This window comes from Burkholderia sp. AU38729 (assembly GCF_020419725.1).
Lineage (GTDB): Bacteria > Pseudomonadota > Gammaproteobacteria > Burkholderiales > Burkholderiaceae > Burkholderia.
The window spans coordinates 304886-318829 of sequence record NZ_JAIZQO010000006.1 but is presented as its reverse complement, the minus strand read 5'-3'; the positions used below and the strand labels follow the sequence as shown (position 1 = coordinate 318829).

Annotated in this window: 9 protein-coding genes; 6 read left to right on the top strand and 3 right to left on the bottom strand. The window is 62.8% G+C overall.

Annotation, left to right across the window (positions count from 1 at the left end; translation table 11 throughout):
* Positions 1-258: 258 nt before the first annotated feature.
* A complete protein-coding gene (locus LGM56_RS18300) occupies positions 259-858 on the top strand; it encodes a TetR/AcrR family transcriptional regulator (protein ID WP_089498464.1) in 600 nt (199 codons plus the stop codon).
* Between the two features lie 141 nt (positions 859-999).
* Here LGM56_RS18300 and LGM56_RS18295 read toward each other — a convergent pair whose 3' ends face one another.
* Positions 1000-2460, bottom strand: coding sequence for an aldehyde dehydrogenase family protein (locus LGM56_RS18295; protein ID WP_089498463.1), 1461 nt, complete (start codon positions 2458-2460; stop codon positions 1000-1002).
* Positions 2461-3027: 567 nt separating this feature from the next.
* Between LGM56_RS18295 and LGM56_RS18290 the strand changes: the two genes are divergently transcribed.
* From LGM56_RS18290 to LGM56_RS18270, 5 genes are all read left to right on the top strand, one after another.
* Positions 3028-4008 (top strand): aminotransferase class IV, encoded by a 981-nt coding sequence (locus tag LGM56_RS18290; protein ID WP_226206189.1) that lies wholly within the window; start codon positions 3028-3030, stop codon positions 4006-4008.
* Between the two features lie 405 nt (positions 4009-4413).
* Positions 4414-5733: a DUF1329 domain-containing protein gene (locus LGM56_RS18285; RefSeq protein WP_089499045.1), complete on the top strand. Its 1320-nt coding sequence runs from the start codon at positions 4414-4416 to the stop codon at positions 5731-5733.
* Between the two features lie 16 nt (positions 5734-5749).
* Positions 5750-7456, top strand: coding sequence for a DUF1302 domain-containing protein (locus LGM56_RS18280; RefSeq protein WP_089498461.1), 1707 nt, complete (start codon positions 5750-5752; stop codon positions 7454-7456).
* Positions 7457-7463: 7 nt separating this feature from the next.
* A complete protein-coding gene (locus LGM56_RS18275) occupies positions 7464-9863 on the top strand; it encodes an efflux RND transporter permease subunit (RefSeq protein ID WP_226206187.1) in 2400 nt (799 codons plus the stop codon).
* Positions 9864-9879: 16 nt separating this feature from the next.
* The gene (locus LGM56_RS18270; protein ID WP_226206185.1) at positions 9880-10854 is read left to right on the top strand and encodes a WD40/YVTN/BNR-like repeat-containing protein; all 975 of its coding nucleotides are present in this window, start codon (positions 9880-9882) and stop codon (positions 10852-10854) included.
* Between the two features lie 194 nt (positions 10855-11048).
* Here LGM56_RS18270 and LGM56_RS18265 read toward each other — a convergent pair whose 3' ends face one another.
* Both LGM56_RS18265 and LGM56_RS18260 read right to left on the bottom strand, forming a co-directional pair.
* On the bottom strand, positions 11049-11738 hold the full coding sequence (locus tag LGM56_RS18265) for a response regulator transcription factor (protein WP_089498458.1): 690 nt from the start codon (positions 11736-11738) through the stop codon (positions 11049-11051).
* A gap of 575 nt (positions 11739-12313) precedes the next feature.
* Positions 12314-13942, bottom strand: a complete 1629-nt coding sequence (locus tag LGM56_RS18260; protein ID WP_226206184.1) for a GMC family oxidoreductase — start codon at positions 13940-13942, stop codon at positions 12314-12316.
* Positions 13943-13944 lie beyond the last annotated feature (2 nt).

Sequence of the window (13944 nt, the reverse complement as noted above, 5' to 3'; positions counted from 1 at the left end):
CTCCATCGACAGCGTCTCTTTGTCTGCTTAACGTTGATCGATCAAATGATCAAGTCATACGATCAAAACTTCCAGAATCAGCGTAAAAAAGCGAACTGAATATTCACGGCATCCGCGGCCCGGCCCATTCATGGACAAACTTTCAAGAAGCCGACATAATTCACGAGCGTTATGGTCACTTGACCATGTATCACGGATAAACACTACACCTGTGTATGACGTGAACGGAAGAGGATTTTCGGGTACCGGAGTTTACCAATGACAAGAGTTCGCGCTGCGTTGCGGCGACAAGATTTCGTTGACGCTGCCGTTGAAGTGATCGCCGCGCACGGCGTCGCTGGAGCCACCACGCGGCGAATCGCCGAAGCCGCAAGCTGCCCTCTGGCATCGCTGCATTATGTATTCCATACCAAAGACGATCTGTTCGACGCGGTGTACGAATCCCTGTTCGACCTGCTCGCGGCGAATGCTCTCGCCGACAGGGAATTTCATTCTTTCGGCGAACTCGCCGGATGGCAGCTGCGCAAGAATGTCGATTGGCTCGTGCAGCATCCGTCGTACGCCCGGGCACAGTCTGAACTGATCCAGTGGGCAGAGCGTCATCGCCCCGATTTCGCGTTGAAAACTTATGTCGAGACCATCGAGCGAACGATCGCTTACCTCGGCAAGTGCGCGCCACAAGTCAACCCTGATGCGATTGAATCCGTCGCCAGAATGAGCATCATCCTGATCGATGGATTGCTGAACAGTTGGCAAGGCGACACGAATATCCGCGAGCTCAAGGCGAACCTGGATAGTGTAAGTTCAGCGTTGGAGGCGTTTGCCACCTCTCTCTCGAGCTCGACGGTGCAGGCCTGAGCGCCGACGCGGCGTGTCATTGCACCATCGCCGGCAACCCGACACTGCCCATCCGCACGATGCCTCGTGACCGGCCTCGATCCTGCCGCCTTTCCGTAGACGGACGTCCGCGGACAGCCGGACGCCCGTCGTCGCTTCCCGCTAGCTGACGGCGCCCGGCGCCGCGCCGAACATCGACTTCGTCTCCAGGAACTCCTCGATACCGGCGTAGCCCCACTCTCGTCCGTTGCCGGACTGCTTGTACCCACCGAACGGCGCCGCGATGTCGACGGGCGCGCCGTTCAAATGCACCATCCCGGTCCGCAACTGTCTCGCGACGCGCTCCGCCTGTTCGATCGTGTCGCCGTAGACGTAGCCGGACAATCCGTACGGCGAGTCGTTGGCAATGGCGACCGCGTCCGATTCGTCCTGATACGGGATGATCACCAGGACGGGGCCGAAAATCTCCTCGGTTGCAATCGTCATGCGATTGTTCACGCGGCTGAAGACCGTCGGCTTGACGTAGTAGCCTCGTTCGAGCCCGGAGGGATTGCCGAGCCCGCCCGACAGGAGCACCGCGCCCTCGTCGATGCCCGTCTGAATCATCTCCTGCACCTTGCGATGCTGGCGCTGGTTTGCCATCGGCCCCATGGTCGTACCGGGATCGCGCGGATCACCGACGACGACCTGCGCGCACGCCGCGACCGCAATCTGCTCCGCCTCCTCGAGCCGATGCGCCGGCACCAGCATGCGCGAGGGCGCGGTGCACGTCTGGCCGGAGTTGGCCATCATCTGGAGCACGCCATGCGTGACACCCTGCTGAAAGTTTTCGCTATCCAGAATGATGTTCGCCGACTTTCCGCCCAGCTCCAGCGTCACCCGCTTGATCGTCGTCGCAGCGGCCTGTGCGACCTCCACGCCGGCGCTCGTCGAACCGGTCAGCGACACCATGTCGAAGAGCGGGCTGGACGCAATGGCCCTGCCCAGGCGCTGCCCGGAGCCCTGCACGAGATTGAATACGCCGGGAGGAACGCCGGCCTTCTCGAGGATCTCGGCGAGAACAATCGCCGAGTATGGCGCATTCTGACTGGGCTTCAACACGATCGTGCAACCCGCCACCAGCGCCGGCGCCACCTTGCACATGACCTGGTTCATCGGCCAGTTCCACGGCGTGATCAACCCGCACACCCCCACCGGCTCCTTCACGATCCGCGACGTGCCCTGGGTGCGTTCGAACGGATACTGCTTCGCCACTTCCAGCGTCGTATGAAGGTGCCAGAGCCCCAGTGCCGCCTGAAGCGGGCGAGAAATGGCGTCCATCGGCGCGCCCATCTCGAGCGTGATGGCGTCCGCCATATCCTGCAACCGCTCGGTGTAGGCAGCGATCACGCGCTCGAGCATCGCGAGCCGCTCGACGAGCGGTGTGTTCGAGAATGCCGCGAACGCGTCGCGCGCCGCCTGCGCGGCCAGGTTCACATCGGCTTCGTCCGAGAACAGCAACACACCGGAGACTTCGCCCGTCGCCGGGTTGATGATGTCGTGCTCCACGCCACCGTTCACCGGCCCCACCCAACGGCCGCCTATGAACGCCTTGCGGAGATGGTCTGCTTCGAAAATCGGCATCTGCTCGCTCCATGTCATTTTGGTATCGAGGGCGAATCTTCAGCCTTCTGGATCGCCCGGGAAGATCCATACTAACGTCTTTTTTGATCATTTGGCCAAGTCACATGACTCGGTAATAATCAGTATTGCCACCGGCAAGCCAAAGTAAGACGCTTCATGGAACGAACCGTCATGCTGCTGCAAAAGATCTGCAGCGCGTGTGACCGGATGATGATGGAGACGAAGCCACGAGGCGGCTTCCGGCGAAGCGCGCAACACGCCGAAGTCTCTTATCTCAGGTGAATCGGTTTGGCTACCGGCACGGACGTTCGACGATCACAGGCCGGCAAGCACGAGTCTGCTCGCCGCTCGCGTATCGAGGCAGGCATCACAGAGGGTTAACCTTCATCGACAAGGAATTTTTCGAGCAATACTTTCCACTACACGGTCACTTGATCAAGTCATATGGCAGACTTCACGGCGGATAGCCTGGAAGCAAGCAATCCGCAAGGAAGCGCACCGCGATCCGGTCGCTTTTGACGTCAACATCGAACGACAACTCTCCCTCGGGAGCGAAAGGTAATTACCATGGCAATCATTCAAGTCCAGCAGATCATGCACGAGAATCCGCTGCATGCTCGCGCTCCGCATGAACCCCGCTATGAAGATGGCAGCGCCTTCTGTGACGGCAAGTACGTTCCCATCACCGAAGCGACCGTCCCGCTCGTCGACGCAGGGTTCCTGCACGCCGACGCGGCCTACGATGTCGTCACCGTCTCGCGGGGCAACTTCTTCCGGCTCGACGATCACCTCGCGCGCATGGAAGAGTCGTCGGCGAAGTTCTTCCTCGAGAATCCGTTCAATCGTGACCAGGTCCGGGAAATTCTCCACACGCTCGTGCGCAATGCCGGCCTGAAGGACGCGTACGTCTGGTGGTGCGTCACCCGCGGCCCGCTGAGCGTCGACCGCCGCGACCGCAGCGCGATGAAGAACGCGATGTTCGCCTTCGCCGTACCGTTCTTCTTCCAGGCCGACGACGAGGTCCGCACGCGCGGCTCGAACCTGCTGATCAGCAAGCGGTACAACCGCATTTCCGCGAAGGCGGTCGACCCCACGGCGAAGAACTTCCACTGGATGGACATGAAGCTCGCGCTCTTCGAAGCCATGACGCAGGAGAAGGACTGGGCGGTGCTCGTCGACGAACACGACAACCTCACCGAGGCAGCCGGTGCGAACGTGTTTTTCGCCAAGAACGGGGAGCTCTACACCCCCGCCGAAGGCTGCCTGCTGGGCATCACGCGCCAGAGCGTGTTCGATATCGCCGTCGAGCTCGGCATCAAGGTGAACATCGGCACGTACACCGCGACCCAGCTTCGCGAGGCCGACGAAGCATTCACGTCGTCGTCGGCAGGCGGGATCATGCCCGTCAGCGCCGTCGACGATCAACCGCTTGGCAACCACAACGGCCCCGGCCCGATCTCCGAGAAGATTCACAACCTCTACTGGGAGAAGCGCTGGGCAGGATGGCACGCGCAACGGGCGGAGTACTTCTCGTCGGTCCCGGCATAAGCCGGAAACCAGAAGCCGTTCGACAGTGGCGCGTACGAAGCCGGTCCGGTCGAACAAGCCGTATCCGGCCCTGGCGGGCGCCCAATAGCTGCATGCATTGACAAACCGTCCGGCGCGACGCCCAGGCGCCGGACAATACGAACTTCTACGTCATAGCGATGACCTGGAGTTCGGTGATTCAGTAAAACAAAGTACAAGCACACCCCAATTCATTTCGCATAGCTAATAAACGGGCAGGACTATCGGACCTTTCATCCGTTTTCACCTATGCACAACCCTTTGGCGGGCGCACGTTACCTGGTCAAGGTCAAGGAGATAGCCGTGGTCAAGACTCATGCTTTCAAGAAATCCGCTTCGCTCATCCGATCGGCAGCGAAATTGTCCGTCATCGCTTCCGCCGTCGCGATGTCTTTGACCGGTGCGCTTGCGGAAGGGACGGATGCCTCACATACGCCGTCGGGCGCCGAAATCGCCGGCACCGCGAGCGGCATTCCCGCCTGGACCCCCGTGGGCAACGTCGGGGCAGGCTGGAGTTACGGCAAGCGCCGCGCGGATTTCTTCAAATACAAGTCCGACAAGCCGCTGTACACGATCGACGCCAGCAATGTCGACAAGTACGCGGACAAGCTCAACCCGGGCCAGATTGCACTGCTGAAGAACCTGAAGGGCTTCACGATGCCGGTCTATCCGTCCCGGCGCACGTGCGGCGTCCCCGATTTCGTCGCGGAGAACACGAAGAACAACGCGGGCTTCGCCAAGATGTCGGCTGACGGATCGGAACTCGCCGATGCCCACCTGCCCGGCTACCCGTTCCCTGCGCCCAAGACCGGCGCGGAAGTGATGTGGAACGCGAAGCTGCACTACCGCGGCGCCGGCGTCGAGATGCGCGACATCATCACCGTCGTCTCGCCGCGCAAGGGCGCGTCCGACTGGATCAAGAACGTGTCCGACGCGTGGATCTACCAGCCGTGGGGCGACAAGGCCGGCACGACGTTCGCGAAGGTCAATCAGATCGAAGGCAACGCCTACTACGCGTACAAGTCCCCGGCGGCCATTGCCGGCCAGGCCGCGATCTTCACGAACTATGCCGACAAGCCGACCGAAGTCTTCTACTACTTCCCGGGGCAGCGCCGGACCCGTCGCATGCCGTCGTATGCGTACGATGCGCCGCAGATCGGCTTCGACAACCAGTACAACATCGATGAAGCGCTGGTCTTCTCCGGACAGACGGACCGCTTCTCCTGGAAGCTGCTCGGCAAGAAGGAAATGATCGTTACCTATAACGACCTGGGCATGTACGACTTCTCGGACAAATTTGACGATGCGTACGGCCCGGACTTCGTGAACCCGGCGAAGCGTCGCTACGAACTCCATCGCGTGTGGGTCGTGGAAGCCACGGTCAAGCAGGGGATGCGCCATACCGCGCCCAAGCGCCTTTTCTACGTCGACGAAGACAGCTGGAGCTACCTCGGCGCGGTGGACTACGACGCGCAGGGCAACGTCTCGAAGGTTCGCGAGGGCTACATCATTCCGGTGTACGAAACGGGGAGCTGCGACACGCTCGCATTCGCGCAATACAACCTCGTCGACGGCCGGTATCTCGTGGACGGTTCGATGCTCGCGGCCGGACGGGACGCGAAGTGGTCGGTCGACTCGTCGGCGGACCAACACTACAAGCCGAGCTTCTACAACGCCGATAATCTCCGTGCGTTGAGCGAGCGTTGACAGGGGCCGAGACAAAATGGCTACCACCTCCTCATTACAGCCCCGCTCCAGCGTGGTGTTCGTGCGCGCGGCAATCGCGGCGCTTGTCGCCGTCGGGTGCGGCAGCGCGCATGCCTTCACGTTCACGATCGGCAACGTCGAAGGCAGTTTCGATTCGACGATATCGGCAGGCGTCGGCATTCGCACCGCGTCGCCGAGCAGCAATCTCGTGTCGCCGACCTACAACGTGGCCACCGGTGCGCAGACGGGTGGCGGCCGGCTCGGTCAATTGAGCGGCCTCTCCGATCAGGGCGACATCAACTACGGCAAGGGCGATCCGTTCACGAGCTATCTCAAGGGCAACCACGAGCTGGTCCTGAAGATGCCGTCGCAAGGGCTCACGTTCATGGCACGGGGCACCTGGCAATACGACTACTCCGGCACCCGCACGACAGGCGCGACCAGCGGACAGGACCTGTTCTACAACCCTTCGCCCAACCTGAGCGGCGGGCTCCCGTCCGATGCCGAGAAGAACATCCGCTTCAAGCCGCGCCTGCTCGACCTGTGGGTCAGCAAGCAGTTCAACGTCGGCGACCAGATCGCGCGCATCCGCGTAGGTAACCAGGTCGTCAGCTGGGGCGAAAGCATCTGGGAAACCGGCGGGGTCAATGCGACGAATGCGATCGACGTGAATCGCGCGTCCCAGCCCGGCGCGCAGGTCAAGGAGATCATCCTGCCTGCGCCGATCGTGAGCGTCGCATCCGGCGTGGGTCACGGCGTGAACGTCGAAGGGTACTTCCAGAGCAACTGGAACCAGAATTACCTGCCGCCGGTTGGCAGCTATTGGTCGAACCAGATCGTCGGGCCCGGCAACAATACGTACGGCGCCTCGACCATCCATCCGAAGAACGGCGGGCAGTATGGTTTTTCCATTCGCTACCAGCCGGCGGGAACGGACCTGAATCTCGGCTTCTACACGATCGCGTACCACGACAAGTTCCCGCAAGTCTCGCTGAGCTCGACGGGCGGGACGGTCTTCCGGTTTCCGGAAGACCGTCACATGATCGGTGTCAGCGCCAACTTCCCGGTGGGCGACTGGGCGATCGGCACCGAGCTCTCGTACCGGCCGCGAGACGCCGTTCCGCTGAATCCGGCCAGCGGATGCGTCGCGCAAGGGGGGAACTGCTGGGTCGACGAGAAGCGCTTCCAGTGGCACCTGACGACCCTCTATTCGCTGCAACCGGGCAATTCGGGCGCCTTCCTGAAGCTGCTCGGCGCCCAGACCGCCACGCTGACGACCGAGACGGTGATCATCGCTTATCCGGGGCTTCACAAGAGCTACGGCGGATCGCCGATTTCGCCTGGCGCGCTTCTGTGGGGGAACGAATTCAACGACTTGTTCGCGACCGGCGCACTCAACACGCCGGGTAGTGCCCAGGGAACGAAATACTCCGGCGGGATCGACGTCGATTTCAACTGGGTGTACGACGGCACCGTCATTCCCGGGTGGCAGGTCAATCCGGGGATATTCGTCCGGTACGGCCTCTTCGGCAATACGCCGAACGTGAATGCCCAGTTCATGCGCGGCGTGACGGCCATGAACCTGTATGTGAACTTCATACAGAACCCGGCGAACTGGCAGGTCGGATTGAACTACACCCGTTTCATGGGCCCAACCAACCCGCTGGCCAACCCGCTACGTGACAGGGACTTCGTGGCAATCGTCGCATCTCGAAATTTCTGAGGTCAATATGAATCAACCGCCTGTTTCCGACGCAGCCCGACCCAGCAAGCTGCCAAGAATTCTTCATTCGCTGGAAAATACGCTGTTCGGTCACAGGCGTCTCGTGCTGGGGCTCCTGGTGCTTTTCACGGTCGTCATGGCCTGCTTCGCCGTCAAGCTGCGCATGGATGCCGGGTTCGAGAAGCAGCTGCCGCTGGGCCACGAATACACGCAGACGTTCAACGAGTATCGCGGTGACCTGCTCGGCGCCAACCGCCTGATCGTCGTCGTCAAGGCCCGCAAGGGCAGCATCTGGACGCCGGCTGCGTTGAAGCGCCTGTATGAAGTCACCCAGGCGGTCACCTTCCTGCCGAACGTATCTCGCAGCAGTGTTCAATCGCTCTGGACACCGAATTCATTCGTCAACGAGATCACCGAAGACGGATTTCGGGCCGACCCGCTCATTCCCGGCACCGTGACGCCCGATCAGCTCGACGGCAACACGGTCGGCGCCATTTCGCGCTCGACCGCCCAGGGCGGTTTCGTCGGCAGCCTCGTGTCGCGCGACCAGAGCAGCGCCATGGTCACCGCCGATCTCAACGAGCTGGATGCCAAAGGCGAGCGGGTGGACTATGTGGCATTCGACAAGGCGCTCGAAACGCAATTGCGCGCCAAGTTCGAGGATGCGAACTATGAAATCCAGATCATCGGTTTCGCGAAACAGATCGGCGATATTGCAAACGGTGCGTCGTCCGTCCTGAAGTTCTGCGCGATCGCCCTGCTCCTGACCGCGTTGGCCGTCTACTGGTACTGTCGCTCCATTCGCCTGACGATCCTGCCGCTGACCTGCTCGCTCGTCTCGCTCGTCTGGCAGTTCGGCACGCTGCATCTGCTCGGCTACGGGCTCGACCCGCTGGGCGTGCTGGTTCCATTCCTGGTGTTCGCGATCGGCGTTTCACACGGCGTCCAGCAGATCAATTTCATCGTGCGCGAGATCTCCCACGGGAAGTCGGTGGAGCAAGCCGCCCGGTCCAGCTTCAGCGGGCTGCTGATTCCCGGCACGCTCGCGCTGGTGACCGCGTTCGTGTCCTTCGTCACGCTGATCCTGATTCCGATCCCGATGGTGCGCGAGCTCGCGATCACCGCTTCGCTCGGCGTGGCGTACAAGATCGTCACGAACCTGGTGATGCTGCCGCTGGCGGCGTCGTTGCTCAAGGTCGACGGCAATTATGCAAAGAATGCGGAGCTGCATGCCGTTCGTCGTGGCCGCGTGCTCCGCGTGCTCGCCAAAGTCGCCATTCCGCGCAATGCGGCGATCGTCCTGCTGGCCGCCGTCGTGGTGTTCGCCGTGGCGGCCTGGGAAAGCCGGGACCGCGTGGTCGGCACGCTGCAGGCCGGCGCGCCCGAGCTGCGTGCCGACGCCCGGTTCAACCAGGATTCGGTTTCGATTGCGTCGAGCTATGACGTCGGCCTGGACTGGATTTCGATCGTCTTCGAAGCGCCGCCCCAGTCCTGCAACAACGTGGAGGTCGGCGCCTACCAGGATCGCTTCGTCTGGTCGATGCGTGCCGTCCCCGGCGTCTTGTCGGTCGTTTCGTTCTCGTCGTTGCTGCGGCAATACAACGAGGGATACAACGAAGGCAATCCGAAGATGTCCGCGATCCCCATCGATCCGGACAACTATTCATCGCTGGCCGGCGAGGTGGCCCGCACGCCCGGCGTGATGCGCAAGGACTGCAGCATGACGGCGGTGAACATCTATCTGGCCGACCACAAGGCGACCACGATCACCCAGGTGATCAACGCCGCGAAGCATTTCCGTGATACGGACAAGCTGCCGGGCGTGAAGATCCGGCTCGCGTCCGGCAACGCCGGCGTGCTGGCCGCGGTCAACGACGAAATCGAGCGCAGCGAATTGCCGATGATGCTTTACGTCTATACGACCATCGTCCTGCTCGTCCTCGTCACGTACCGTGACCTGCGCGCGGTGCTCGCCTGCTGCCTGCCGCTGACGATCGGCACCTTCGTCGGGTATTGGTTCATGAAGGAGCTGCAGATCGGCCTGACCGTCGCCACGTTGCCCGTGATGGTGCTGGCGGTGGGTATCGGCGTCGACTATGCGTTCTATATCTACAACCGGCTGCAGCTGCATCTCGCCAACGGCGTCGGCATCGTCAAGGCGCTCGAACAGTCGATCCTCGAGATCGGGACGGCCACCATCTTCACGGCGATCACGCTCGCGATCGGCGTCGCCACCTGGTCGTTCTCCGAGCTCAAGTTCCAGGCGGACATGGGCAAGCTCCTGGCGTTCATGTTCATCGTCAACATGGTCATGGCCATGACGGTTCTGCCCGCGTTCGCCGTCTGGCTCGAGCGCATCTTCCCGCGGCGCAAGCCCGCCCGTGCCCCCGGCCTGCTCGCTCATTGAAGAAGAAGAGGATTCCATGACCCTGTATCGCAAGGTTCTCTCCCTGTCGGCCGGCGCCGTCGTCCTTGGCGCGCTGCTGGGCAGCATGCCAGGCGCGGCATCCGCATCGGAACTACGGCCCGTGCCGGCCGTCCAGTCCAGCATCGCGACCCAGTCCCCCGTGCTGGATGCGGCCTGGGCCGGCCAGCGGGTCGTGAGTGTCGGCGCGAACGGCATCGTCCTGCTGTCCGACAACCGCGGTGCGACGTACCGTCAGGCCAAGTCCGTGCCCGTGAGCTCGACGCTGACGTCCGTCAGTTTCATCGACGCCAGGACAGGGTGGGCAGTCGGCCACTGGGGCGCGATCCTGAAGACGACCGACGGCGGCGAGACGTGGGAGGTGCAACGTCTCGTGACGAGCGAGGATCGCCCGCTGTTCGGCGTGCACTTCATCGACGCCAACCACGGCGTGGCCGTCGGACTCTGGTCGCTCATCCTCGTCACCGATGACGGCGGCAAGACCTGGACCAAAAAGGAAGCCGTGCTCCCGAACGGCAAGAAGTCGGACCTGAATCTGTTCGGCCTGTTTTCGAACGGCAATGGCGAGATCTTCGCCACGGCCGAGAAGGGGCAACTCCTGATTTCCCGGGACAAGGGCAACACGTGGGAAAGCGTGGAGACCGGTTACAAGGGGTCGTTCTGGTGCGGCGTGGCGCTGCCCGACGGCGTGCTGCTGGTCGGCGGGCTGCGCGGCACGCTGATGCGAAGCGAGGACAACGGCCATACCTGGTCGCGCGCGACGCTCGACACCCGGAATTCCATTACCGCGCTTGCGTCCCGAGGCGCCACGGTATTGGCGATAGGGGTCGACGGGCTGCAGGCTCAAAGTATCGATGATGGCAAGACGTTCCAGCGCCTGCGTACCCAGACCGGGACGACGTACACCGCGGCGCTCCCGTCGACCGGCGACAAGTGGCTGATCTTCTCTCGCGACGGGGTCATCGCGCAGTAACGGCCGGATGTCTGAAGCGCGCGGCGGGCCGCGATCGTGAATCGCGGCCCGCCGTGTCGAAGCCTGCCTGACCTCGGATGGAGGGTCGAGCCAAACGGCGATCGAGTTCTCCCACCCGGGGGCACGGATCACTCGAAGAAGAAGCGGCTGACGGACGAGCCGCCGTGTCACGCCACGCGCGGCACCCTCCCCCGTCAGCCGGATTTTCGCAGTCGATAGCCGATGCCGTGCACGCTTTCCACGATGCCCGACGCGCCGGCGGCCATCAGCTTTCTCCGTAACCGGCTCATGTGGCTGTCGACGGTGCGAGTGGATGCGCTGACGTCCGCCATGCACGCATCGAGCAGTTCGACGCGCGTAAATGCACGATTCGGCAGCCTGGCCATGTGAGCCAGCAGGCGGAATTCGACGAGTGTCACGGAGACCGGCGTTTCGCCGGAGGACGTTCTCACGCACGCCATATAGCTTTCCGTATCGACTTCGAGCGTACCCACCCGGAGACGACGTTCAGGCGCGAGCGTGCCGGAGCGCCGAAGAATCGTGAGCAATCGCGCGACGACCACGTCCGGGTCGAACGGCCTGACGATGTAGTCGTCGACGCCGGCGTGCAGTGCGCGCAGCTGCTCCCCCTCCCGGTCACACGCCGAAATGACGACGATGGGGGCATCGCTTTGCCGTCGAAGCCTGGCGAGCATGTCCAGGGTATCCGCACGCAGTTCACGGACGTCGAGAATGACCAGATCCGGCTTCAGGTTCAGTTGCGTAGCCAGCACGGTCTGGGCGGGGTGGGTCTGGAATGTTCGAAAGCCATGGCGAGTCAGGCAGGTATCGAGCGTCGACGACATTTCCGGTGCGTCATCCGCGATGAGTATGAGCGAGTGCATGATTGAATTTCCGAGTCGTTGCCTTTCGTGCAAGCGGACACCTTCCGGACCGCGTTCAGGCGCCGCACGGGGGTCCCCGTTCACAGGCATGGCTCGTCGAATTGAAGACGGCGTTCGGCATGACACACGCCGACGCCATCGGGATAGAGGCTAGGGAAGAATATTTCCCGCGCCCGGACGAGGCCGGACGCCGAGCGAGATCGATCGGCCGACTGGTTCGTCGGTTGCGGCGACTCATCGCCATGAAGCAAGCAGCGGTCTTTCTCCGGTGGTTGGCGCATACAGGTCGCCACCCGGCATCCGCGCGTCGGGTGGCGGCATCGCTTGCCTCGTGCTCGCCTTGCGCTTCAACGAGCAAGGATGCGTTCATGATCGGCGGTTGGCCGCATCACCAGGACTCACCGCGCGAGCGCTCGACGCCAGAAAGCGCGCGATGCCGCGGCAACGTCCAGTCTTGCCGCAACCGGGCGGCGAGCCCTTGCCTTCGGGTCATGGACGTCGCTGCACACATCATGCTCGCGACGTTCACGTGCGGTTGAGGCCTTCGTGCCGACGAACGTCGGCGAGAAGGCCACTCACACCGCGTTTTCCGGTATCGCGGACGGGAATCGGGAGATCCTCCTGATCAGATCAGAGGCTTTCTCACCGATCATGATCGTCGGCGCGTTCGTGTTTGCGCCCACCAGCGTCGGCATGATCGATGCATCCACCACGCGCAAGCCTTCCGTTCCCCGTACGCGCAACTGGGAATCGACGACCGCGAGCGCGTCGTTCCCCATGCGACACGTTCCGACCGGGTGGTACACGGTGTCGGTCCGCTCGCGCAGCAACGCACGAATGTCGTCGTCCGATCGCGACCGGGACGCGAACACGTCCTCCGTCACGAACCGGGCCATCGCCGGCGCGGCCATCAACCGCCGGGTCAGCTTGTACCCGTCGACCAGGACCTCGAGATCGTCGTCGTGCTCGAGGAATGCCGGGTCGATCAACGGCGCATCGAGCGGATCGGCGCTTCGCAGCTTGACCGACCCACGGCTTTTCGGCCGCAGCAGGCACACGTGACAGGAAAGACCATGTCCGAGCCGCACCTTCCGTCCGTGATCGCTGACGGGCCCGACGACGAAATGCATCTGAACGTCCGGGCGATCGAGATCGGGACGCGTCTTCAGGAATGCGCCGCCTTCGGCGAAGTTGGTGGTCAGGGTACCGGTTCGCGAGTTCCGGTATTGCCGGATGTCGCCCAGCGTCTTGATCGCGCCGCGCATCGATACGCCGAGCGCATCCAGGCTGTTCGTCTTGTAGCTGACGACGAAGTCCGGATGATCCTGCAGGTTCTCACCCACGCCCGGGAGATCGGCGACGACCTGGATTCCGTGACGCTCGAGTTCGTCCTTCGGCCCGACGCCGGACAACATCAGCAACTGCGGCGATTGAAGCGCGCCGGCGGAAAGGATCACCTCTTTCTTCGCCCAGACCGTCTCGACATTCCCGCCACGCGTGACCTCGACGCCCACGGCCCGCTTGCCGTCGAACACGATGCGCCGGACCTGCGCGCCCGTCTCCACCGTCAGGTTGCCGCGCGTCTTCAGGTGCGGAAAAAGATAGGCGCGTGCCGCACTCCAGCGCTCGCCATTCTTCTGGGTCACCTGGTAGATGCCGACGCCTTCCTGCTCCGCACCGTTGAAATCGTCCGTGACGGGCAGGCCGCACTCTCGTGCGGCGTCCAGCCAACGCGCCTGGAATGGATTGTCCGTCCTCAGGTCGCTGACCCACAGCGGGCCGTCGCGCCCGTGCCATTCATTGCCGAGCCGCTCGTTGTGCTCGCTTCGCTTGAAATACGGGAAGACGTCGTTCCAGCCCCAGCCTTCGTTGCCGAGCGCGGCCCAATCGTCGTAGTCGGCATGATGGCCGCGCGTGTACACCATCGCATTGATCGCGGACGATCCGCCCAACGCCTTGCCACGCGGCTGGTAGCCGCGTCGCCCCTGCAGCCCCTTCTGGGGCACCGTCTCGAACGCCCAGTTGTTCAGCTTGGACGGGATCATCAGCACCAGGGCGGCCGGCACGGTGACGGGCCATCCATCGCCGGTGCCGCCGGCTTCGAAGAGGCACAGCGTCACGTCGGGATCTTCGGTCAAACGCGAAGCCAGCACGCTGCCGGCCGAGCCGCCGCCTACAACAAGATAATCGAATGAGTTCTTCACGG